The sequence below is a fragment of the Brevibacterium atlanticum genome, from assembly GCF_011617245.1.
GTDB classification, from domain to species: Bacteria; Actinomycetota; Actinomycetes; order Actinomycetales; family Brevibacteriaceae; genus Brevibacterium; species Brevibacterium atlanticum.
The window spans coordinates 1,333,766-1,355,606 of sequence record NZ_CP050152.1 but is presented as its reverse complement, the minus strand read 5'-3'; the positions used below and the strand labels follow the sequence as shown (position 1 = coordinate 1,355,606).

The window sequence follows — 21,841 nt, the reverse complement described above, 5'->3', positions numbered from 1 at the left end:
TCGTGGTGACCGGCTCTGGCGTGGGACTGTGGTGCCCCTATGCCGGGGCTGAGGATGCTCAGACGGGTTGTGTTCCGTCCCACCAGTCGAGGACCCGCTGGGCCTGCAGCGTCACCCATCTCGAGGGTTCGCCCGGCGGCACATCGACGTGGAACCAGACGTCACCGTCGAGGCGATGGTCCTGACTCCAGGCGCCGTCAGCGGATCGACGTGTGCGGATCGCCTCCACCGCCTCTTCCATCCGCGGATCTGTTGCGAGGCCGTCGATCATCCGCGCCTCGCGGAAATGATCGAGCGCCGGAAGGATGCCGTAGAACCACCGCCGGGGATGGAACAGCGCCAGGGCACGGTCGTCGAAGGGTTCACCGGTGCCTCGGCGGCGGAACAGGTCACGGGAGAGGAGGTACTCCTCTCCCCCTGCCCTCGCGCGCTGCACGCGCGCCCTGTCTCCGGTGACCTTCACGTAGTCGAGGAGGGCGACGAGTGCGTTGAGGGTGGAGTGGAAGGACGCGACCTCCGACCCTTCGACCCATTCGCAGTTCCACCCGCCGTCGGGCAGCTGATGGTCGAGGAACCAGTCGACGAGGCCGTCGACGTCGGCACCCAGCCACAGGCCGTTCGACAGCGTCCACGAATTGATGCACACGTCGACCTCACCGCCCCAGTAGGGCAGATCCTCGTATTCCCATCGTGCCGACTGCAGCTTCTCCGCTGTTCCCTCCAGCGCCGAGGCGGCCGCTCCCCATTCGCGCAGGTCCTTGAGCGCCCACGTCGTAGCCGTCCAGGGCTGTGATCCGTCATCGTCGAAGGCGAAGTCCGCAGGGAAGAACGCTCCACCGGCCCATTGTCCGTCGGAGTCCTGGTGGGACAAGAGCTCGGCCCCGAATCCCTCGTGGACGACTCTCGCTCGAGTGGCCTGCCAGGTCGCCTCGTCGGCGCCGAGCAGGTCGCGTTCGACCTGCCACCTCAGCGCCGGGTCGGACTCAAGCAGCCAGTCTGACAGTTGTGTATCGATCATCGTTGATCTCCCACCCTGGTCGAACGGTTCCTTCGAGGATAGGCGCCGAGGCGGCCCTTGACTACTTTTCGAACACAGGGTCTTCCAGGGCGATCAGTGCGCTCGTTGCCGTCGGCGCAGAGATCAGAGTTCCGCTCAGTCGCGCAGTGACCGCTCCCAGGCCAGGGTCGCCAGCGCCGCGGCTTGGTCGGGGAGGTGAGCATCGTCGAACTGGACTTCCGGCGAGTGATTCGTCGCAGCGGTCGCCGGATCGATGCCTTCCGGTGAGACGAAGAAGAAGACGAAGGCTCCCGGCACCTGTTCGAGTACGTACGAGAAGTCTTCGGAGCCCATGACCGGATTCGGTGCTTCGACGACGCGTTCGGCACCGAAGCGTTCGGTCAGGGTCGTCAACGCGAACTCGGCTTCGTGACCGTCGTTGATCGTCACTGGGTACTGTTCGTTCCAGACCACCTCGGCGGTGCAGCCGTAGGCGGCTGCGATCGACTCGGCCAGCCGGGTCGCTCGTTCCGGGAACTTCCGCGTCGTCTCCGCAGAAAGCGTGCGCACCGAAGCGCCGAGCTTCGCCGAGGCGGGAATGACGTTGACGGCGTCTCCTGCCTCCAGCTGAGTCACCTCGGCGACGATGGGGTCGAAGACGCTGAACGATCCCGTGATCATCGAATACAGCGCCTGGCCGAAGTCGAGAAGCGGACGGACGGGGTCGACGGAGTCCTCCGGTCGGGAGCTGTGGCCGCCCTTGCCGTGCATCGTCACATGGAGGGTGTTCGCTCCGGCCATAACCGTACCCGGTCGGGTGACGAACGTTCCCGGCGCTCCGGGGGCGACGTGGATCGCGTAGGCCGCATCGGGCGCCTGGCCGATGGCGTCGAACATCCCCTCGTCGAGCATGATCTTCGCCCCGCCCATGCCTTCCTCTCCCGGCTGGAACATGAAGGCCACGGTCCCCCGCAGTTCGGCCTGATGGGCGGCGAGCAGCTTCGCGGCACCGACGAGTCCGGAGACATGGAGGTCGTGCCCGCAGGCGTGCATGTTGCCGTTGGCCGAGGCGAAGTCGAGTCCGGTGTTCTCGACGACGGGGAGGGCATCCATGTCCCCGCGCAGCAGAACCGTCGGCCCGGACTGACCTCCGCGCAGGACCGCGACGATCGAACTGAGGTCTTTGCCGAGGGTGATGTCGAGCGGCAGGCCCTCGAGGGCTGCGAGGATCAGGCGCTGAGTGTTCGGCAGTTCGAGTCCGATCTCGGGGTTGCGGTGGAGGTCGCGGCGCAGTTCGCGCAGTTCTGTGCTCAGTGCTGCGGACTCTGCGGTGAAGTCGATCGTCATGGTGGTGTCCTTCTGTCGTGGGTGTTCCTCGACCGAGTCGGTCGCGGAGATTGTACGTGCCGTCCGAGCGACGGCGTTCATGGTGTCGGGAACAGCATCTCGACGAGATGGTCGAGCATCACCCTATCTGCGCGAGACAGCGGAATGCCGAGTCCTGTGAGCTGCGGTGGAAGGTCGGGGCCGCTCGCGTCCTCGTCGACGTCCTCGTCGGGGTCGGGTATCGGAGGCAGCGAACTGACCAGATCCGGATCGGGCCCGCGCAGGTGATGATCGGTGTGCGATTGGAAGAGCTCGCCGAGCGACAGAACGAGGTCTTCTCCTCTCAGGCACGTCGTTCCCGAGGCTCCCGGTCGTGCGCCCGACCCGACGAGTTGCAGCGACAGCGGCAGACCCCGTGAGTCGAAGCCCATCGGGACGGCGAGTGCCGGATTTCCGGTTGCACAGAAGGCCGCGGTCAGGTTCCAGTCGTCCTGAGGGGTTCCGCCTTTGAACACGTAGGTCGGTGCGGACGACGGCCACGTCGGCAGCGCTAGGACGGTACCCCCGTCGAGGAGGCTCTCGAGTCGCCCGCGCAGCTCTGCGGCTGAACGAAGTGCCGCAGCGTAGGTTCTGTCGGACACCAATGCACCGGCCAGCGCGAGGCGGCGGAAGGACCGTCCATAGTCGTTCCAGCGCGAGACCAGCTGCTCACGGTGGACGTCGTACATCTCGCGAAGCATGATCGTCAGAGTCGCCGTGATGAGGTCGTCGAGGTAGGGCAGGTCCGCTGATCCGACGTCGAGTCCCAGCGTCTCGAGTGTACGCAGACTGTCGTCGAAGGCGGCGGCCACCTCTGCGGAGATCCGCGGTGAGCCGATGACCTGCCTCGGAACGAGCACCCGTGTCGGCAGTTCCCGCAGTGAGGAACCGACGGGTACTCCGCGCATCACTTCGAGCAGCAGACGGCAGTCCTCGGCGGTTCTGGCCATGGGACCGACGATGTCGAGGCTCGGGGCCGCGGGCAAGATGCCCTCCATCGGCAGCGAGCCGGCTGTCGGCCGCAGTCCCGTGACTCCGCAGTAGGCGGCGGGTATTCGGCAGCTGCCGGAGGTGTCGGTCCCCAGTCCGACTGAGATGATTCCGAGACTGATCGCGATCGCGGTTCCGCAGCTCGATCCCCCGGGCCAACGGGTCGGGTCCCAAGGGTTGCGGGGAAGCGGGAATCCGAGCGCAGGATCCGGCCGGCCGGCTGCGTGTTCGACCATCGTCGTCGTACACGCAATCACTCCCCCGGCCTCACGCAGTCGGCCGACGACCTCGGCGTCACGGCCTCGGTGGAAATCTCGATCGAAGACTCGACTCTGGGAGGTCGGGACCGCCTCGGCGACAGCGATGTTCGCTTTGATCCCCAACAGGAGACCGGAGAGAGGTCCGCTGCTGTCCTCGCTCGCGCCGATCGCCGAATCGTCGAAGCGTTCGAGGATGGCGCCGAATCTGTCGTTCACTTCATCGGCGATGGCGAATGATGCGGCCACACGATCGTCGGTCGGTGTGTCCCCGGACGTCGTCTGGGCGATCTGCGCCCGCAGGTCAGCGGCCGGGCGAGCAGTGCCTGTGTTCACTGTGCCAGCAGAGGCCGGACGGGTGCCGAGTCGAACCACGCTGCGGTGTCCTTGACCACTGCACCGCCTTGCACAACGGCCTTGACGTTGTCCGGTGTCGCCAGCGGAGTGATGTCCTCGAGCGGATCGAAGTCGATGATGATGAGGTCCGCGAGCTTGCCCTCTTCCAGGGTTCCCAGATCGGAGTCGAGGCGGAGCAGTTCGGCGGCGTTCTTCGTTCCTGCGACGATCGCCTGCATCGGGCTCAATCCGAGCTCGACTGCGTGGACGGGCTCGCGCAGGTTCTCACCGTGCGGGCACACCCCGGAGTCGGTGCCGAGCGCGACCTTGACCCCGGCCGCCAATGCGGCGGCGACGCGTTCGCGGGCAATGGCCGACCACTTCACCTTCTTCTCGTACAGGTAGCCGGGAACCGCTGCCGGGTCGGGGACGCGCAGGGCGCTGCTGAGAGTCGGGACGAGGAAGGTGCCGTGCTCGAGCATCAGCTCGATGCCCTCGTCGTCGATGCCGTAGCCGTGTTCGACCGACCTCACTCCGCCGCGGATGGCGGCTTTGATGCCTTCGGCACCCTGCGCATGTGCGGCGACCGGCTGGCCGGCACGCTTTGCGGTTTCGGCGACGATGAGCCTCACGTGTTCTTCGGGGACACCGATGTCGTCTGGTGTGTCAGAAGGACTGGACACTCCTCCGGTTGTGCAGACCTTGATGACGTCGGCACCGCCGCGAATGAGGAGGCGGATCGTCCGCCGCACATCGTCGTCGGTGTCGATGATCGGATTGACCGGCATGTGCATCGGCACTGCACGCCCGTTGGGCATCGTGAAATCCGTGTGCCCACCGGTCGGTGACAGTGGTGCGAGTGCGAGATGGGTGCGCGGGCCCTGGATGAGTCCGGCCGCGATCGCGTCGCGGTACCCGCGGTCGATTCCGCCGAGGTCGCGAGCCGTGGTCACTCCGGCCATGAGCGTCTTCCGGGCGTTGAGCGCTGACCTGAAGGTGCGTTCCGACTCGAAGCGGGCCGCGTCGGCGGGCTGATCCTCGATCGACATGCCCAAATGGACATGGGCATCGATGAACCCGGGCAGAATTGTTCTGCCTTCCAGCGCAATGAGTGTGGCGTCGGCTGGAGCGGTCTCACGTGCCGGTCCCGCATAGGTCACGCGGCCATCCCTGACCTCGACCTCGGCATCGGTGATCGGAGCGTTGCCGGTGCCGTCGATGAGGGTGGCTCCGCGCAGCACCAAGTGATCTGCGCCGGTGATGGTGGAGGGAAGCTGTGCAGTGGACATGGGGTTCCTTTCGCGGTGGAGCAATGGGCAGATCGGCCAGGGATCGATTGGATCTGATAACTCTTCAGACGCCTTCGCGCGTCTGGTCTGCTGCGATGTCGGCGGCCGAGGTGGGTTCCTCCGTGCTGCTCTCGGGACGGATCAGCGCGAGAAGCACCGGGCAGAGACCGGTGGCTGCGGCGCAGATCACCCAGATGGAGATGTATCCTCCTACGCTGGAGGCCCCGGCCTCGGGAATGACGAACATCCCGAGGATGAGCGCGAACACGGCTCCGGCCAGTGCGCCGCCGAGTGTCTTCACGGAGTTGTACACACCGGTGGCGATACCTGTCTCGTCGGCGGGTGAGGCCTCAGTGGTCGCGGCGGGAAGGCCGCCGAGCAGGAGCCCGGATCCGAAGCCCGCGAGCGCGATGCCGATGACGACCAGCGGCAGCGAACCATGGCCGACGATGAGGAACAGCTGGGAGATCGCCACGGTCGCCGAACCGAGAACGAGAACACCTTTGAGCGAGATGCCTTTTGCGATGTAGGCGTAGACGGCGGCACCGACTGCGGCGAGGAGCATGTTCGTGCCGTTGGTCAGAGAGATGGTTCCTGCACTGAGGTCGAATCCGTATCCGACCACCTCAGGTCGGCCCGCAAGGAAGGTCGTCGTGATGCTCTGAGTTCCGAAGAGCACCATTCCGAAAAGGAACGAGGTGACATACACGGGCCAGAGTCGGTTCGAGGTGAGCAAGCGCAGGTTGAGTGCGGGAGAACTGGTGCGCAGCTCCCACCAGACGAAGACACCGATGAGGACGATCGCAACGGCGATGAGCGCGAAGCCGAGGCCCGCCTGGGAGGTGACGGCCTTGATGCCCGTGAGAAGCGCCAGCATGAAGAGAGCAAGAAGGATGAAGCCGAGCCAGTCGATGACCGGTGCGGTCCGCGAGGTCGATTCCGGGACGAGGGTGAAGACGAAGACGGTCGAAACGGCGACCATCACCACCGGAACCATGAGCTGCCCGGCTGTGGATGACAGCAGGGAGGAGAACAGTCCGGCTGCGAGTGATCCGATCAGGGCTCCGATCGTCAATGCGGAGATGAGCATGCCGATCGCGCGACGCGCCGTCTCGCCTTGGATCTGATTATGCACGATCGCCAGTTCCAGCGGCAGCCAGACGGCAATCGGTCCGGTCAGCACCCGGCCCAGCAGGACCAGCGGATAGTTGGGGGCGAGTGCGACGAGCACGGTGCCGATGAGGACGGTGACGATGCCGATACGCAGGATGCGCCGATGTCCGAAGATGTCGCCCAGTTTCGAGAGGATCGGGACACAGACGCCCGCAGTGAGTGTCTGCACGGTGATGAACCAAGCGATCGAAGCGTCGGAGACGCCGAGGTGGTCGCGCACGGAGTCGAGCAGAGGCAGGTAGTAGCCCTGCAGGAATCCACTGGAGAATTCGACGAAGACGAGAAAGCCGACGACGGCGAGGATTCTCTTGTTCGATCTCGTGGCGAGTGTCGGATCGGGGCTGGTCATTGAGGTCCTTTCACGGGGTATCGGGTCGGTGCGGCGACGGCCTCGTCGCAACAGCACCGGGTGTCATCGGCCGGTCGTCGGCGAGCGGCCGACGAGCGAACACACGAGACTGCGGTAGGTGTCCCTGAGCGCGGCATCGTCGGTGCGACTGGAGTCGGGCTTGAGAGTGATGCGGAAGAGGGTGAAACCGGCGAGAGTGTCGATGATGAGGTCATGATCGAGTTCGTCACTCATCTGGCCGCGGTCGACGGCCCTGGAGAGGATCTCTCGTCCCATGGCATGGCGGACCTTCATGAATGACTCAGAGATGATCGGAATGACGTCCATGTTGAACATGGCCAACAGCAATCCGTTGTTCTTCGCGTCGTCTTTCGACCGGCGAAAATTCTCGAGATTCTGCCACGCGTGCTCGACGAGGTCGTCCACCACGTCACCGGTGTCGGGCAGTTCGCCGAGCGTGAGTCCATCGACGAGGGCCGCCGCGACGAGTTCGGGTTTTGTCGGCCACCGCCGGTAGATCGTCGTCTTGCCGCAGCCCACGAGCGAGGCGATCTTCTCGATGTTGAGGTTGACGAATCCGTGCTCCTCGAGCTGAGATCGCACGGCCGCGAGAACACGTCGGGTCAGGTCGTCATCGAGGGGTCGACCCTTCGTTGTGTTCTCGGTCATATTCAGAGCATTGCATACGTCACATCCATTACGCAACACAACGTATCGTTTCGAAACTCGACGCGCGAAACCGAAGGTGTGCATAAGGGTTGCAGGGCAGCCGAGGGTGTGTGTACTGGTCGCTGGGCACGAACCCCCGGACCCGTCGATCAAGGCGCAGCGCGTCTGTCGACCCGCGCACCATTCGATATGCGCGCTCCCGCTGGATCGAGGTCGGAGTCCGGTTCGCGGGCGCGAAAAAGGCCCCTCACCGAGATCGAATCTCAGGTGAGGGGCCTGTCTGTAGCGGGAGGGGGACTCGATCCCCCGACCTCACGATTATGAGTCGTGCGCTCTAACCAGCTGAGCTACCCCGCCCCAGCGCCGCATTTGAGGCGGCACGAGAGCCCCGAAAGGGAATCGAACCCTTGACCTTCTCCTTACCATGGAGATGCTCTGCCGACTGAGCTATCGGGGCAACAGGTAAGAATTTACACGGCTTTGCGCGGCCGGGGCAAATCGGGATTCGGTGACCTCACTCACAAGCCCCGAAATCGGCAGGATCGGTCGGCTGCCGTGCCCACAACACCCGTGACCGTGCGATTCAGCAGCCTACTTCACCGGGTCGAATCGTCCCGCCAGGAAGCCCTGCAGGCGGCCCGGATGATTGGTGATGATCCCATCGACCTCGGCATCGAGGAGCTCCCTCCATTCGTTCATCTCATCAGCGGTCCAGACGAACACGCCGAGGTCGTTGTCCCGGATCTCCGTGACCACGGACCTCCGCACCGAAAAGCCCTTGTACGAGGGATTGATCGCCACCGCTCCGAGTTCGCGGGCCACCTCGATATCCTCGGGCTTGGGCACCATCCGCAGCAGGAACCGGGCGACCATCGGAAGCATGTCACGGCAGGTCTCCAACGTGACGGTGTTGAAGGACTGCACCACCATCCGATCGGCGATGCCGGTCTCGACGACCAGTTCGGAGATCCTCGCCACCGCACCCGATGACCACTCCCCCTTGAGCTCGAGGAGGAGTTCACCGCCTCGGTGCTGGATCGAACGCATCACCGCCGACAGTGTCGGTACCCGCACGCCGGTGAACCCGGGCCCCATCCAGGACCCGGCGTCGACGAAGGAGAGCTCCTCGGCGGTGAGATTGACGACCGGCCCCTTCCGATTCGTCGTCCGGTCGAGATCGGGGTCGTGGAGGATCACCGGCACACCGTCGGCACTCGTCGAGGTGTCGACCTCGATGAAGTCGACCCCGAGCGCACGGGCGGCATCGACAGCGGCGAGACTGTTCTCCGGCACCACCGCCGAATAGCCTCGGTGAGCGATGACCAGGGGGCGGCTGCCCGAACCGGGGCGTTCGACTATGCCTCGTTGGTGGAGGAACTGCAGGAAACTCATACCTCCACCCTATGCCCTGACCCCGATGACCGCCGCGCGAACAGCAGTGGCGCAGTCCCGGTGATCAGGAAATCTCACCGAAACCTCCGAACGGAGACCATCACGTAGTATCTTGTGATCCGGTTCACTTTCCGATTCTAAGGACCATCTATGGAAGCCATCTTCGCTGCCGCCATCGTTCTCGCGTTCATCGCGTTGGGCGAATTGATCTCGATCTGGTCGAAAGCCCGCGTTCCCAGTCTGCTCGTGGCGATGCTCGGCATCTTCATCTTCGCGAAGATCGGCATCGTCCCGGACTCCGTCGTCGACGATTCGATGCTCGTCCAGATCTACACCATCCTCGTCGCCCCTCTGCTCTTCCACATGGGTACGCTCATCCCGCTGCGAGTGATGCTCAAACAGTGGCGCTCGGTGATCATCGCGGTCGCAGGCATGCTCGTCGCGGTTCTGCTCATCCTCGCCGTGGTCGCCCCGATCTTCGGCTTCGAGACCTTCGTCGCCGGCTCCGGCCCACTGGCCGGAGGCATCGTCGCCACCAGCCTGACGACCGAAGGACTCACAGCCCACGGAGCCGCCTCGTCGATCATCGTCCTCCCGGCATTGGTCCTCATGCTCCAGTCGCTGCCGTCGATGCCGTTGACGAACTTCCTGCTCCGTCGCTACGCAACGAAGCTGCGCGACAGCGGTGAACTCGAGGAGCTCGCCCACGCCCACCACGAAGAGGAAGCCGAGGCCGCGCAGAAGAAGAAGCTCATCACCCTGCCGTCCTTCCTCGTCGACAACCAGCTGTTCATGCTCTTCCTCATCCTCGTGGGCGGATCGATCGCCACTCTCATCGAGATCCCCACGCACATCCCGTCCTCGATCGTCGCTCTCCTCCTCGGCATCCTCGCCACTGCGATAGGCCTCTCCCCCGACAAGGCGATGGAGAGGTCGAACTCGTTCGGCATCGCCATGGCAGGCGTCATCGCGATCGTCATGGCCCCGCTCGTGACCGCCTCGGTACAGGACGTCATCAACGCCTTCCTCCCCACTGTCTCCATCCTCATCGTCGGCGGCGCCGGCATCGTCCTCGGTGGGTTCATCGCCACGAAGCTGCTGCGATGGAAGGCCCCGCTGGGCATGTCGGTGGCGCTGACCGCGATGTACGGCTTCCCCGCCGACTACCTGCTCACCAACGAGGTCGCCCGCTCGATTGCCCGCGACGACGACGAGAAGGAAGCTCTCCTCAACGTCATGCTTCCGCCGATGCTCGTCGGCGGCTTCACCTCGGTGTCCGCCGGATCGGTCGTCATCGCCAGCGTCCTCGTGAGCCTGCTGTGACGTCTCCCGACTACCCTCATGCCACGCGAACTGTCTTCCCACGCGAAAGGACACCATGAACGATCTGCTCGCCGAGGGCGAAGCACTGCTGCCCGAACTCCAGGACCTGCGCCGCTCCCTCCACGCGAATCCTGAGATCGGCCTCGACCTGCCCCGGACCCAAGCTGCCGTCCTCGAGGCCCTGGCCGGTCTCGATCTCGAGGTGACCACGGGTGAGGGCACCACCTCGGTGGTCGCCGTTCTGCGCGGAACGCATCCGAACAAGCCCGTCGATGCTCCCGCCGTGCTGCTGCGTGGAGACATGGACGCACTCCCCGTGGCCGAGGAGACGGACGAGCCGTTCGCCTCGACGAACGGGCACATGCACGCCTGCGGACACGATCTGCACACCGCAGGACTCGTCGGAGCCGCGCGACTCCTCCACGCCCACCGGGAACTGCTGGCCGGGGACGTCGTCTTCATGTTCCAGCCCGGGGAGGAAGGCTACAACGGAGCGTCGGTGATGATCGATGAAGGTGTGCTCGATGCCGCCGGGCAGCGGGCGATCGCTGCGTTCGGAGTCCACGTGCTCCCGCGTCCACGCGGCGTCGTCGCGACCCGCCCGGGGACTCTGCAGGCGGGGTCGAACACGCTTCGGGTGACCATCCACGGTCGTGGTGGGCACGGCTCCCAACCGCTGACCGCCGTCGACCCGGTACCGGCCCTGGCCGAGCTCGTCACAGCGTGTCAGAATATGGTCAGCCGCCGCATCGACGTCTTCGACCCCATCGCGATGTCCGTGACCCAGCTGCGCGCCTCGGACGCGATCAACGTCATCCCCGCCTCGGCGTCCATGGGCGCGACAGTGCGCACACTCTCCGACGACTCCCTCGACATCGTCCGCACCCGATCGAAGCAGCTGGCCGACGGCATCGCCGCGGCCCACGGCTGCACCGCCGAGGTGGAATTCGACGCCCAATACCCGGTCACGGTCAACGACGTCGACGAGACAGAGTGGGCGATCGGCGAACTCGGGAGCCTCCTCGGCGAGGACCGGGTGGAGGTGCTCGCGCAGCCGATCATGCCGAGTGAAGACTTCTCGTTCGTGCTCCGCGAGGTGCCCGGCACGTATCTCATGTTCGGGGCCGAGCGCACCGACGTTCCCGCCGATCGACAGGGCAACAACCACTCCCCCTTCGTCATCTTCGACGATTCGGTGCTCGGCGATCAGGCGGCCCTCCTGGCCCACCTCGCGATCGAGAGACTGGCGAAGGAGACGATGACGGCATAGTCGCAGCCATGCGTCTGATCTGACACATCCGCATCCCCCGCCGCCGTGCGAACCCACCTACCGTGGTCAGTGTGAATACCTCGGTCCCGCGCCATCGCGATCTCACCCTCGACCTCGCCAGAGTCGTGTGTGTGCTCGTCGTCGTCTTCGTCCATCTGCTGCTCGTCAGCGTCGGTCGCAACCCGGACGGCACGCCCTTCATCATCAACCCCGTCTCCGGGCAGCGGTGGTTCGCGCCGGCGACCTGGATCGCCGAGATCATGCCCATGTTCTTCGTGGTCGGCGGTTTCGCCGCCAGGGTCGGCTGGGAGTCGGCGCAGCGTCGCGGCGAAACCGCCTCGACGTTCGTGCGCACCCGTCTGCGTCGCCTCGCGCTGCCGGCCCTCCCGCTGTTCATCGTCCTCACCGTCGCGCTCATCATCGTGAGTGCCATCGGTGTCGAACCCGGCCTGGCCGGGGCCATCGCCGTGCCCGTCGGCTCGGTGCTGTGGTTCCTCGCCGCGTACGCACTCGCCCAGGCACTGGCCCCGTGGATGATCCGCTGGCACGAACACAACCCGTGGCTCGCCCTCGTCGTCCTCTTCGCGGGAGCGTTCTTCGTCGACGTGGTCCGCCTGGTCGTCGGCATCCAAGGGCTCGGTCTGGGCCGGATCCCTGCCGAGGGCTACGGCATCGGCGATGAGCTCTTCGGCCTGCCCAACGTCGCATTCGTCTGGCTCTTCGCCCAGCAGATCGGCTTCTGCCTGCGTGACGGCTGGTTCTCCCGCGTGCGCTGGTGGAATCTGGTCCTCATCGTCGCCGGCTTCGCGTGCCTGGGACTGTTGGTCATTCTCGGTGAATATTCGGCGAGCATGCTCACCAACCAATGGCCCCCGACCCTGCCCCTGGCCGTCCTCGCCGTCATCCAGGCGGCCCTGTTGACCCTGCTCCACCGCCCGCTCACGGCGATCATGGGGACGAAACCGGCCCAAGCCATCGTGTTCTTCCTCGGCTCCCGGCTGATGTCGGTCTACCTCTGGCACGTCCCGGCCATCGTCCTGCTCACCGGAATCCAGTTGCTGTGGCTGCCGATGCCCGACCCCGGCACCGGCGCCTGGTGGCTGACCCGCCCGCTCTTCGTCGTCGCCGTCGTCGTCATCGTGTGGGCTATCTCGAGCGTCACACGACGGTGGGAGAGCCCGCAGCCGATCCTCTCGCCGAGGTGGCCCTCCGCCGCCGTCACGACCATCGCCGTCGCCGTGTTCATCGTCCAATCACTGGCGATCTCGAGCTACGGACTCGATCTGCCGCTGGCGATCCTCGGCCTCGCGTGCACCGCCGCTGCGGTCATCCTCACCGGAGGTTCGCACGCCGACGACGGATCATCCGCAACCGCCTCACCTGCGGAAGAAGTGCCACCACCGCCGAGGTGACCCACCGGACCCAGCATCACCGTCCACCGCTTCCGGGCCACCGTCGCTCCGTGGTCGGTCGCTCGAGGGCGTCGACGGTTGCCCACTCGAGGGCGGGGCCACCTCGGCGCTGTCGGTCTTCGTGGTTCGGTGGCTGCGTCGCAGCCGCCACGCGCGGACTTCCTTCTCCACGTCACGCGGAGGGGTGAAGACAGGCGGGCCCTCCCTCAGATCCATCACCGCTTCGCGGACCCGCGCGTTGAACCCGGCGAGGTAGTCGCGAACGTCGGATTCGCTGGTGAAGGCGTCGATGGTGTCGTCGAGGACGGCGTTCTCCTTGCGCAGCTGGAAGGCGGCAGGAGCGACGCCGTTGATGCCCTCGTTGTCCATCTTCTGCTTGATCCACCAGTCGGGATCGGAGGACCCGTGCAGGCCGGTCAGCGGCTTGCCGAGCCCGGGCAGATCGTCGAAATCCCCGCGCTTGATGGCCTTGTCGAGGGCGGATTCGACCACGGCGTTGCGGTCCTCGAGCGAATTCAGTCGCCGAGGAGTCTCGCCTTCGCTCGGTTGGTCGCTCATGGTCGCGCCTCTCCCGTCTGCTGTCCTCATACGCTAGGCTCCTCAGCGCAAGGTTCGCAAGGGGCACTCCGGTATGCGAAACGGCCCCGTGTCCTGTGTTTCCACAAGTCACGGGGCCGTTCCTTCTGCGTGGCAGATATAGGATTCGAACCTATGAAGGCAATGCCGGCTGATTTACAGTCAGCTCCCTTTGGCCGCTCGGGCAATCTGCCGCAGTCAGCGCTCGATGAGCACCTGAAAAGAATACAAGGCTCGGACCCGAATCACCAACTCGATTGACACACATCACATCCGGGACCCTCCACTAGACTTGAGCTTGAGAGTCACACCCGCCGAGCGCGGGTCCGAAGTCAACGAGCACAAGGAGCATCCATGGCCAGCGAATCCTCATTCGACATCGTCAGCAAGGTCGATCGCCAGGAGGCGGACAACGCGCTCAACCAGGCAGCGAAGGAGATCAACTCCCGCTACGACTTCCGCGGCACCGACGCCTCGATCGCCTGGAGCGGCGAGGCCGTGCAGATGAAGGCCAACAGCGAGGACCGGGTCAAGGCCATCCTCGACGTCTTCCAGTCGAAGCTGGTCAAGCGCGGCATCTCACTGAAGTCCCTCGAGGACGGCGACCCCTACCCCTCCGGCAAGGAATACCGCATCGACGCTTCGATCAAGGAGGGTATCGACAAGGACAATGCGAAGAAGATCTCGAAGATCATCCGCGACGAAGGCCCCAAGGGCGTCAAGGCGCAGATCCAAGGAGACGAGCTGCGAGTGAGTTCGAAGAAGCGCGATGACCTGCAGGAGGTCATCTCCCTGCTCAAGAGCCAGGACCTCGAGATCGACCTCCAGTTCACGAACTACCGCTGAGGTCGGTGCCGCTCACTCACTGCGCACTCCCTCGGCGAAGTCGAGCAGCTCGGCTGTAACGGTCGAGTTCATCTGATCATCGCCGATGCGGGGCGAACCGTCGCCTTTCTGCGCACCGTAGTCGCCGAAGCTCGCATGGTTGGCTCCCGGAATCTCGACCATCCTCGCCGAGTCGGGGAGCTTCTCACGAGCGTCAGTGACTTTCTGCGGTGTGGAGAGTCCGTCCTCGCTGCCGGAGAGGCTGAGCACCGGAATCGGATCGTCGGAGAGATCGGCGGCGCAATAGGAGCCGAAGAGCACGAGCGCATCGGCCTCACCGGCGGCGGAGCAGGCGCGGACCCCGCCCATGGAATGCCCGCCGACCATCCACGACTCGGTCCCTGGCGAATAGTCCGTGAAGACGGACAGACCGCGCGGGTCGACGATGGCCAGGCGCAGCCACGGTTTGACGATGACGACCGTGGCAGAGCCTTCGGCAACGATCCCGCTCAGACGCCGGGCATAGGCTGCCGCATCGACCTTCGCCCCGGGGTAGAAGACGAGACCGATCGAAGTCGTCGTCTCCTCGGCCGGGTGCAGCACGACAGCGTCCGCATGCTCTTCGACGGTGATCGTCGGGTCGGTGAGGACGGATTCCCAGGCCTCCGACTCGGCGTGCATCACTCCCGACTTCGCCCGGATCACCAGCCCGAGAACGGCGAGGACACAGAGCGCCAGTACACCGGCCACCACTCGGATAGCCCAGCGGCGTACTGTTCGGATGGAAGTCACTCAAGGAGTCTACGCGTGACCTCGGGGATGGCCACCATACCCCACCCACCGGTCGGCCGCGCGACGATGACGGACTGAGTCGTCTTCTGACCGAACCGTACGTTCCTTGACCCTCACATGACGGGCTGCGACGCCGATCATCGGCTCGCCCCGCACGCATCCGCCGCCGCTGTGAGGATGGCGGCATGTCCACCACTCTCACCACGCAGCGGATCTCCGCCTCGGCCCCGGCCTCCGCGCTCGAGACTCAGCCGGCAGCCCGGCACCGCCTGCGCCGAGCGCTGCCCTTCGAGGTCATCCCGCCCCGGTTCGAGAAGCAGGCCGCACGGCTGCAGGGACTGCTGCGGTTCCTCGACTCGCCCACCCCCGTCACCACCTCGGCCGTGGCCGCCGACGACCGACAGAGAAACCACAACACAGAAGGAAACACGTTGATGACCAGTGCATTCCCCCAGGCCACGATCACCGGTTACCCGCGCATCGGAGCCCGACGCGAACAGAAGAAGGCCCTCGAATCCTATTGGGCCGGCCGCATCGACGCCGCTGAGTTCACCCGGGCCGTGCATACCCTGCGCATCGACACCTACCACCGGCTGCGTGCGCTCGGCCTCACCGAGGACTACGCGATCCCCGTGTCCTACAGCCACTACGATCATGTCCTCGACACCGCTCTGAGCGTCGGCCTCATCCCCTCCGAGACCACCGGCACCGACTTCGACCTCGACGACTACTTCGCCCTCGCCCGCGGTACCGATCGGCGTTCGCCACTCGAGATGACGAAATGGTTCGACACGAACTACCACTACCTCGTCCCCGAGCTCGAGGACTCGACGACCTTCAAGGCTCACCCACAGCATCTGCTCTCCCTCGTCTCCGAGGCCAGGGCCGCCGGCCACCTCGTCCGCCCTGTCCTCGTCGGACCGGTCACCCTGCTCACTCTGGCGAAGACAGCGGCCAGCACCACCACCTCGCCGCTGGACCGGCTCGAGGAGCTCACCACCGTCTACCTCGACGTCATCTCCATCCTCGCCGCCGCCGGCGTCGAATGGGTCCAGCTCGACGAACCGGCGTTGGTCACCGACGCTCCCGGCATCCCCGATGAGAAGCTCGCCGAAGCGGCCGGGCGCACCTATGCCGCCCTGTCCAGGGCGAGAACACATCCGAAGATCTTCGTCACCGCCCCGTACGGGACCCTGCGGTCCGGGCTCTCGACACTGGCGACCTCGGGCATCGATGCCCTCGGCGTCGATATCTCCGCAGCCACCCGCAGCCTCGACCCGGGGTACCTCGACCGCGTAACCGCCGAAGTGCCCGAGTCGACCCACCTCGTGGCCGGGGTCGTCGACGGCAGGAACATCTGGGCCGATGATCTGCGGACAAGCCTCGAGGTCCTCTCGTCGCTGGGCCGCGAGTCTCTGAGCGTCTCGACCTCGACCTCCCTGCTCCACGTGCCCTACACCGTGGCCGACGAATCCGCGCTCCCGGTCGACGTCGCCTCCTGGCTGTCCTTCGCCGAGGAGAAGGTCAGCGAGGTCGAGGCGCTGTCGACCGCCCTGTCCTCCGGTGCCGAGGCCCGCACCGAGGCATTCAACCGTTCGGATCGTGCCCGCCGCACCCGCGCCGTGTCGGTGCGGGTCCACAACGCCGAGGTGGCTTCCCGCACCGCGGCCCTGGCCGGTGACGACGGCTTCCGCTCCGACTATACGACGAGGCAGGAGGCGTAGGCCGGCCTCGCGATCCCGTCGCTGCCGACGACGACCGTCGGATCTTTTCCGCAGACGGCCGCGGTCCGCCGGGCCCGCGCCGATCATCGTCGAATGGTCGACGTACACCGCGACGCAGACGGAACGTCCGGTCAAGGGTATGCTCACCGGCCCGGTGACGATCCTCGCGTGGTCCTTCGTCCGCGATGACGTGCCGTTGGCCGAATCGGCCGATCAGATCGCCTTGGCGCTCTCGGACGAGGCCTCCGACCTCGAAGCGGCCGGTATCGGCATCGTCCAGGTCGATGAGCCCGCCCTGCGAGAGCTGCTGCCTCTGCGGGAGGCCGACCGGAAGTCCTACCTTGACTGGTCGTTGCGCTCCTTCCGACTCGTCAATTCCCGAGTCGCTCCCGGAACGCAGATCCACACCCATCTGTGCTGTTCGGAGTTCGGGGAGATCATCGACGCGGTCAACGCCCTCGATGCCGATGTCACAAGTATCGAGGCGGTTCAGTCACGGATGGAGGTGCTCGACGACATCGCTAGCTTCGACTTCGTCCGCGGAATCGGGCCCGGTGTCTACGACCTCCATTCGCCGAGGGTGCCCTCGGTCCGCGAGCTCACCGAGCTCACCGAGCTCATCGATGCCGCACTGGCGAAGGTTCCGGCCGACCGGCTGTGGGTAAACCCCGACTGCGGACTCAAGACCCGCGGCTGCTCGGAGGTCCGCGCCCCGCTGGCCAACCTCGTCGCCGCCCGTGATGTCGTTCGCTCCTGTAATACGGTGAGTGAGAGCGCGCTGGCGGGAGGACTCACGTGTGCCGCGGCGGCCCCGCCGCTCTGTCAGCGCCGCCCGAGAGCTCGCCCCATACGACCCGAGCCCCCACCTCGGCGATGGTCAACAGCTGTCCTCTCGTCACTCCTCGGTTCGACTGCGCCGAGAGTCCCTGCCACAGAGTCTGCACATAGTCGGCGAGGTGCTTCGCCGAGGTGCTACCGGTCAGCTCGCCTTCGTTGATCGCCCGCACGAATCGCTCTTGCAGCGCTGCCGCGTTCGCCGCGCTCGATTCCTCGATGAGGCGGCGAGCGTCGAGAGTCTCTGGCGAATCGATCATGATCGCGCTCGTCACCATACACCCGGGATGAACACTCGGATCCGGGGTGAATTCCATGATCGATCCGCGGAGCAGGCTGGTCACCACATCAGGGATCAACGGCTCCGCCAAAGCGGACTCGTAGATTCGCGAGTACCGATCGGCATAGGTCCTCACAGCGGTGGCGAACAGCTCGGCTTTGCTGCCGAAAGCCGAGTACAGACTCGATGTCGACATACCGAGTGCGGACGTCAGCTCCCGCGTCGAGGTGCCGTTGTAACCGCGACGCCAGAAGAGTCTGGCCGCTTCGCGGATGGCGACTTCGCGGTCATAGCTCGGCGGGCGCCCTCGGGAACTCATCCTTGCATTCTAGATCATCTGCTACATAATAGCTTTATGGAACAGATGATTCAGAAACAGATCGGCCTGAGAGACGGAAACTTCCTGACGGTCGACATCCACCAAAAGAGCGATTCGAAAGCCGCCGAGGACGATGGCGAGCAGACACCGGTCGTCATCCTCCCGGGAGTGATGAGCGATGCGCATGCATGGCGAAAGGTCGCCCGGGCCATTCGAACGTGGACGAGCGTCGCCGTCATCAATCGCCGCGGACGACGACCATCGGCACCTCTGCCGGAGACCTATTCCCTGGAGATGGAAGTGGACGACCTCGCTGATGTGCTCGCGCACCTCGGCTCTCGGTCCGTCGTCGCGTGGAGCTACGGTGCACTCATTGCGCTGCACGCCGGCAACCGCTTCGACCTCGACCGCCTCATCGCATACGAACCCGTCGAGCGCCCATTCGGCGCCGACGCTCTCCCTGTGCTGCGCGACGCATATACGGCCGAGGACTGGGATCGAATCGTCGAGATCGTCAATCGCGACATCTCCGGATTCGACGAGTCCCACGTCCGAGAGCTGCGATCGAACCGCCGGTCATGGAACGCGCTCACAGAGCTCGCACATCCGCTTTACCTCGAGACCGAGGCCATCAACCTCATGGAACCGCCCGCGGAATATGGAGCGCGCATCGGTCTGATCGATCTCATCGTCGGCGGTGAGAACCTCGGCGAGGCGCCCTATGGGACCTCATTCGCCGATGTCTTGGAACGAATTCCCGGGGGCCCGCACTCACGTGCTGGAAGGCCAAGGACACATGGCACATCTGGAGGACCCGGCCGGCTTGGCCGACCTCATCGACGACATCGCCACGGACGGGCGGGCCACCTCGGCGTGGGGAGACTGATCCTGGGCCCCGGACACGGCTCAGCTCACGGCGATGCCCGATCCTTGCCGCGGTTCATTCGTGGCGTCGGGGCAGTTCGAGGGGAATGTAGTACAGGCCCTTCGAGTCCTCTTCCACACTGACCCGCAGGCGATCGTCGACGGCGATGAAGTCGTTGACCTTGATGGTGCCCTTCGTCTCGCTGAGTTTGCGCACAGCGAAGGCCGGGATGAGGCCCTGCCGTCCCGAACTGTCGACGGCCAAGGCGTATTTGGGTCCCGTGGCACGCACTCGGACGTCGATCGCACTCTGCTGCTCACGCACCGCCACCGGATCGAGTTCGTGTTCGGGATCGGTCAGTGCAGTGAGCTCGACGGCCAGAGTGTCGGCCATGTCATCGACGGTGGCGAGCATATTCGCCATCGCCCGGGCGAATTCCCCGTGCAGCTTGCTCGGCTTCATCGCGGCGCCCGGTTTGTACATGTCCTCATGGGTCAGTTCGCTCCAGGCATCCTGAAGCCGGGTCTTGACCTGGATTTCAGCGAAGACGGGTTGCCCCTGGTCAGAGGGGATGCGAAGAATGACGTGGCAGGCTCGGTAGCCGCTGGCCTTCGGAGGATTCGTGTAGTCCCGCGACTCGATGAGGTCGAAGGAGCCGAGCTGTTCGGGGTCGCGCAGAGCCTCGAACATCATCTTCTGGTCACGTGGGGACTTGCACAGCACCTTGATGCCGACGATGTCGCGGATCTGGTCCTCGACGTCGTCGGTGTCGCGGACTTCCAGCTGCGGATCCTCATCGAACTTCTCGGTCAGCTTGGCCAGCGTCCTCGCAGCATCCTTGATCCGGTGCCCGTCGACGTCGAGGCGGGAGATGTCCTTGTCCTTGAGCAGGCCCTTCTGCTGCTCCTTGAGCCAGTGTTTGATCCGCACGGCCGCCGTCTGCCAGGCATCGAGTCGTTCGACGTAGGCGCGTTCGACGACCGTTCTCAGCTCCGATTCTTGGCTCACGGGGCCTCCCTGCCTGTTTTCGGCGCGCACACCGGTGCGCAGTGGACGTTTCCGACTCTACGCGTCGGGACCATCCCACACCGGCAGCGACTCGTCACCCCGGTGCACCTGGAGGAGATGCCGCGAGCGGTAGGACGTGCGGCGACCGGTGAGGGATGCTGCCGCCGCGGACGGTGCGGTGTGCCGCAGGCGGCAGGGTGTTCCGCCACCGGTGCGGCTCAGCACTGCCGGGGCGGGACGTTCGGAGAGGCTCAGTGGCCGGAGGCCGCCTGCCCAACCGACTCCGAAGTGACGTTGCCACGGGCCTCTGCCAGCATCGCCTCGCGGGTGGCGAGCTTGATCCGTTCGCGGCCCTCGGCCTCGCCGGCGGCCTTCTCAGCGGCCTCGACGCGGTGGTAGCCCTCCCAGTCGACGTAGTCGATGCCCTTGGACTCCAGCAGGTCGACGATCGCCGACTCGTCGGGGTACACCGGCTCGGTGAGTGCTCCGGCCTCACGGTCGGCGAAGACATGCCCGATCGTCTCCAGCGCATCGCCCTTCGTGTGCCCGATCAGCCCGACGGGTCCGCGCTTGATCCAACCGGTGGCGTAGACGCCCTGGACCACATCGGCCTCGGCGGCCTGCGTCTGATCATCGGCATCGACGACTCGGCCCTCGTGGTTGGGGATCACGCGCTTGCGGTCGTCGAAGGGCAGCTGCGGCAGTTCAGTGCCGGCATAGCCGACCGCACGGTAGACCGCATCGAGCTCCCAGTCGTGGAAGGCTCCGGTGCCAGTGACCCCGCCGGATCCGTCGAGTTCCATGCGTTCGGTGCGCAGACCCTCCACCCGATCCTCGCCGAGGATGGCCACCGGTGCGTGGAGGAAGTGCAGGTGGAGTCGGCGCTTGGCTCCAGTGGGCTCACGCATCGTGAAGTCGGTGAGGGTCTTCGCCACCTGCTTGACCTGATTGCTCGACTCGATGGCTTCCATGGACCCTTCGTCGAACTCGAAGTCTTCGGGGTAGACGATGATGTCGACATCCTTGACGTGACCGAGTTCGCGAAGTTCCAGAGGCGTGAACTTCGCCTGCGCCGGGCCGCGGCGACCGAAGATGTGGACATCGGTGACCTGCGAGGACTTCAACCCCTCGTACACGTGATCGGGGATCTCCGTGGTGTGCATGTCATCGGCCTGCTTCGCCAGCACACGCGCCACGTCGAGTGCGACATTGCCATTGCCGATGACCGCGACTCTCTCGGCGTCCAAGGGCCAGGTCTGGCCGACGTCGGGATGGGAGTCGTACCAATTGACGAAGTCCGCGGCCCCGTACGAGCCGGGCAGATCGACGCCGGGCAGGTCGAGTGCGGCATCGACGAAGCAGCCGGTGGAGAAGATGACGGCGTCATAGCGGTCGGTGAGTTCTTCGAGGTGGAGGTCGACGCCGTATTCGACATTGGTGAACAGGCGGATGTCACCGCGATCGAGGACCTTGATGAGTGCGTTGATGATGCCCTTGATCCGCGGATGGTCAGGGGCGACTCCGTAGCGGACGAGGCCGAAGGGAGTCGGCAGACGGTCGAAGAGGTCGATGCTCAGTTCGAAGTCGCGTTCCGCCTTCGTCATGAGATCCGCAGCATAGATCCCGGCAGGGCCGGCGCCGACGATGGCCACCCGGAAGGGACGAGTCATTCTCACACCTCTCTAGTCAGTCGCCCCCGAGTCTATCGCCAATGTAGGCAATCCTTACAAGGACGTGACCAAACTCGCATTCGTCTCAGACCGGCACCCCGGGCGCGAGCGCTTCGGAAGGCTCAC

General features: G+C 65.2%; 18 protein-coding genes, 3 tRNA genes and 2 pseudogenes. 8 read left to right on the top strand and 15 right to left on the bottom strand.

Annotated features, from left to right (window positions below; genetic code table 11):
• Window positions 1-58: 58 nt before the first annotated feature.
• From GUY23_RS05915 to GUY23_RS05875, 9 genes are all read right to left on the bottom strand, one after another.
• Entirely contained in the window at window positions 59-1,018 is a 960-nt protein-coding gene (locus GUY23_RS05915) for a prenyltransferase/squalene oxidase repeat-containing protein (protein ID WP_166970570.1), read from the bottom strand.
• A 135-nt stretch (window positions 1,019-1,153) separates the two neighbouring features.
• Window positions 1,154-2,344 (bottom strand): M20 metallopeptidase family protein, encoded by a 1,191-nt coding sequence (locus tag GUY23_RS05910; RefSeq protein ID WP_166970568.1) that lies wholly within the window; start codon window positions 2,342-2,344, stop codon window positions 1,154-1,156.
• A 77-nt stretch (window positions 2,345-2,421) separates the two neighbouring features.
• Window positions 2,422-3,945: an amidase gene (locus GUY23_RS05905; protein ID WP_166970566.1), complete on the bottom strand. Its 1,524-nt coding sequence runs from the start codon at window positions 3,943-3,945 to the stop codon at window positions 2,422-2,424.
• Complete coding sequence (locus GUY23_RS05900) at window positions 3,942-5,234, bottom strand: metal-dependent hydrolase family protein (protein WP_208085493.1); 1,293 nt, start codon at window positions 5,232-5,234, stop codon at window positions 3,942-3,944. Before GUY23_RS05900 ends, GUY23_RS05905 begins: the two co-directional genes overlap by 4 nt.
• 64 nt (window positions 5,235-5,298) lie before the next feature.
• Window positions 5,299-6,756, bottom strand: a complete 1,458-nt coding sequence (locus tag GUY23_RS05895) for an MFS transporter (RefSeq protein ID WP_166970564.1) — start codon at window positions 6,754-6,756, stop codon at window positions 5,299-5,301.
• A 63-nt stretch (window positions 6,757-6,819) separates the two neighbouring features.
• The gene (locus tag GUY23_RS05890) at window positions 6,820-7,425 is read right to left on the bottom strand and encodes a TetR/AcrR family transcriptional regulator (RefSeq protein WP_166970562.1); all 606 of its coding nucleotides are present in this window, start codon (window positions 7,423-7,425) and stop codon (window positions 6,820-6,822) included.
• Between the two features lie 283 nt (window positions 7,426-7,708).
• Window positions 7,709-7,782, bottom strand: a tRNA-Met gene (locus GUY23_RS05885).
• 27 nt (window positions 7,783-7,809) lie between these two features.
• Window positions 7,810-7,882: transfer RNA gene (locus GUY23_RS05880), tRNA-Thr, on the bottom strand.
• A gap of 134 nt (window positions 7,883-8,016) precedes the next feature.
• Window positions 8,017-8,817 (bottom strand): glycerophosphodiester phosphodiesterase, encoded by an 801-nt coding sequence (locus GUY23_RS05875; protein WP_166970560.1) that lies wholly within the window; start codon window positions 8,815-8,817, stop codon window positions 8,017-8,019.
• 150 nt (window positions 8,818-8,967) lie between these two features.
• On the opposite strand from GUY23_RS05875, the gene GUY23_RS05870 reads away from it, so the two are divergent.
• The 3 genes from GUY23_RS05870 to GUY23_RS05860 all read left to right on the top strand — a co-directional run bounded on the left by GUY23_RS05870 (window position 8,968) and on the right by GUY23_RS05860 (window position 12,822).
• Window positions 8,968-10,140, top strand: coding sequence for a hypothetical protein (locus GUY23_RS05870; protein ID WP_166970558.1), 1,173 nt, complete (start codon window positions 8,968-8,970; stop codon window positions 10,138-10,140).
• 55 nt (window positions 10,141-10,195) lie between these two features.
• Complete coding sequence (locus GUY23_RS05865) at window positions 10,196-11,410, top strand: M20 metallopeptidase family protein (RefSeq protein WP_166970556.1); 1,215 nt, start codon at window positions 10,196-10,198, stop codon at window positions 11,408-11,410.
• A 71-nt stretch (window positions 11,411-11,481) separates the two neighbouring features.
• The gene (locus GUY23_RS05860; RefSeq protein WP_166970554.1) at window positions 11,482-12,822 is read left to right on the top strand and encodes an acyltransferase family protein; all 1,341 of its coding nucleotides are present in this window, start codon (window positions 11,482-11,484) and stop codon (window positions 12,820-12,822) included.
• Here GUY23_RS05860 and GUY23_RS05855 read toward each other — a convergent pair.
• Together GUY23_RS05855 and GUY23_RS05850 are read right to left on the bottom strand one after the other, a co-directional pair.
• Window positions 12,787-13,380 (bottom strand): DnaJ family domain-containing protein, encoded by a 594-nt coding sequence (locus tag GUY23_RS05855; RefSeq protein ID WP_166970552.1) that lies wholly within the window; start codon window positions 13,378-13,380, stop codon window positions 12,787-12,789. The two genes, GUY23_RS05860 and GUY23_RS05855, sit on opposite strands and share 36 nt — an antisense overlap.
• A 130-nt stretch (window positions 13,381-13,510) precedes the next feature.
• Window positions 13,511-13,592, bottom strand: a tRNA-Tyr gene (locus GUY23_RS05850).
• Between the two features lie 160 nt (window positions 13,593-13,752).
• Here GUY23_RS05850 and GUY23_RS05845 point away from each other — a divergent pair.
• A complete protein-coding gene (locus tag GUY23_RS05845; protein WP_166970550.1) occupies window positions 13,753-14,244 on the top strand; it encodes a YajQ family cyclic di-GMP-binding protein in 492 nt (163 codons plus the stop codon).
• Between the two features lie 12 nt (window positions 14,245-14,256).
• Here GUY23_RS05845 and GUY23_RS05840 read toward each other — a convergent pair whose 3' ends face one another.
• A complete protein-coding gene (locus tag GUY23_RS05840) occupies window positions 14,257-15,015 on the bottom strand; it encodes an alpha/beta hydrolase (protein WP_166970548.1) in 759 nt (252 codons plus the stop codon).
• 185 nt (window positions 15,016-15,200) lie between these two features.
• On the opposite strand from GUY23_RS05840, the gene GUY23_RS18835 reads away from it, so the two are divergent.
• The 3 genes and pseudogenes from GUY23_RS18835 to GUY23_RS18825 form a co-directional block, all read left to right on the top strand.
• Window positions 15,201-16,739 carry a hypothetical protein gene (locus GUY23_RS18835; protein WP_208085611.1) on the top strand — a complete coding sequence of 513 codons (1,539 nt, stop codon included), beginning with the start codon at window positions 15,201-15,203 and terminating at the stop codon, window positions 16,737-16,739.
• Window positions 16,740-16,751: 12 nt separating this feature from the next.
• Window positions 16,752-16,928 carry a hypothetical protein gene (locus tag GUY23_RS18830; RefSeq protein WP_323127162.1) on the top strand — a complete coding sequence of 59 codons (177 nt, stop codon included), beginning with the start codon at window positions 16,752-16,754 and terminating at the stop codon, window positions 16,926-16,928.
• Window positions 16,879-17,415 (top strand): annotated as a pseudogene (locus tag GUY23_RS18825) (5-methyltetrahydropteroyltriglutamate--homocysteine S-methyltransferase); the annotation flags it as partial. The gene GUY23_RS18830 and the pseudogene GUY23_RS18825, both read left to right, overlap by 50 nt.
• Window positions 17,416-17,530: 115 nt before the next feature.
• Here GUY23_RS18825 and GUY23_RS18475 read toward each other — a convergent pair.
• Window positions 17,531-18,172: a TetR/AcrR family transcriptional regulator gene (locus GUY23_RS18475; RefSeq protein ID WP_208085490.1), complete on the bottom strand. Its 642-nt coding sequence runs from the start codon at window positions 18,170-18,172 to the stop codon at window positions 17,531-17,533.
• A gap of 36 nt (window positions 18,173-18,208) precedes the next feature.
• Here GUY23_RS18475 and GUY23_RS18925 point away from each other — a divergent pair.
• Window positions 18,209-18,820: pseudogene (locus tag GUY23_RS18925) on the top strand (alpha/beta fold hydrolase); the annotation flags it as partial.
• A gap of 292 nt (window positions 18,821-19,112) precedes the next feature.
• On the opposite strand, the gene GUY23_RS05825 reads toward GUY23_RS18925, so the two are convergent.
• Window positions 19,113-20,045 carry a GTP pyrophosphokinase gene (locus GUY23_RS05825; protein WP_166970546.1) on the bottom strand — a complete coding sequence of 311 codons (933 nt, stop codon included), beginning with the start codon at window positions 20,043-20,045 and terminating at the stop codon, window positions 19,113-19,115.
• 251 nt (window positions 20,046-20,296) lie between these two features.
• Window positions 20,297-21,715, bottom strand: a complete 1,419-nt coding sequence (locus GUY23_RS05820; RefSeq protein ID WP_166970544.1) for an FAD-dependent oxidoreductase — start codon at window positions 21,713-21,715, stop codon at window positions 20,297-20,299.
• Between the last annotated feature and the right edge of the window lie 126 nt (window positions 21,716-21,841).

What these genes read in the sequence shown, in the direction of transcription:
- GUY23_RS05855 (WP_166970552.1), bottom strand. Translation starts at nt 13,380, where the DNA reads ATGAGCGACCAACCGAGCGAAGGCGAGACTCCTCGGCGACTGAATTCG.
- GUY23_RS05915 (WP_166970570.1), bottom strand. Translation starts at nt 1,018, where the DNA reads ATGATCGATACACAACTGTCAGACTGGCTGCTTGAGTCCGACCCGGCG.
- GUY23_RS18475 (WP_208085490.1), bottom strand. Translation starts at nt 18,172, where the DNA reads ATGAGTTCCCGAGGGCGCCCGCCGAGCTATGACCGCGAAGTCGCCATC.
- GUY23_RS05865 (WP_166970556.1), top strand. Translation starts at nt 10,196, where the DNA reads ATGAACGATCTGCTCGCCGAGGGCGAAGCACTGCTGCCCGAACTCCAG.
- GUY23_RS05875 (WP_166970560.1), bottom strand. Translation starts at nt 8,817, where the DNA reads ATGAGTTTCCTGCAGTTCCTCCACCAACGAGGCATAGTCGAACGCCCC.
- GUY23_RS05845 (WP_166970550.1), top strand. Translation starts at nt 13,753, where the DNA reads ATGGCCAGCGAATCCTCATTCGACATCGTCAGCAAGGTCGATCGCCAG.
- GUY23_RS05820 (WP_166970544.1), bottom strand. Translation starts at nt 21,715, where the DNA reads ATGACTCGTCCCTTCCGGGTGGCCATCGTCGGCGCCGGCCCTGCCGGG.
- GUY23_RS18835 (WP_208085611.1), top strand. Translation starts at nt 15,201, where the DNA reads ATGTCCACCACTCTCACCACGCAGCGGATCTCCGCCTCGGCCCCGGCC.
- GUY23_RS05870 (WP_166970558.1), top strand. Translation starts at nt 8,968, where the DNA reads ATGGAAGCCATCTTCGCTGCCGCCATCGTTCTCGCGTTCATCGCGTTG.
- GUY23_RS05910 (WP_166970568.1), bottom strand. Translation starts at nt 2,344, where the DNA reads ATGACGATCGACTTCACCGCAGAGTCCGCAGCACTGAGCACAGAACTG.
- GUY23_RS05900 (WP_208085493.1), bottom strand. Translation starts at nt 5,234, where the DNA reads ATGTCCACTGCACAGCTTCCCTCCACCATCACCGGCGCAGATCACTTG.
- GUY23_RS05890 (WP_166970562.1), bottom strand. Translation starts at nt 7,425, where the DNA reads ATGACCGAGAACACAACGAAGGGTCGACCCCTCGATGACGACCTGACC.
- GUY23_RS05895 (WP_166970564.1), bottom strand. Translation starts at nt 6,756, where the DNA reads ATGACCAGCCCCGATCCGACACTCGCCACGAGATCGAACAAGAGAATC.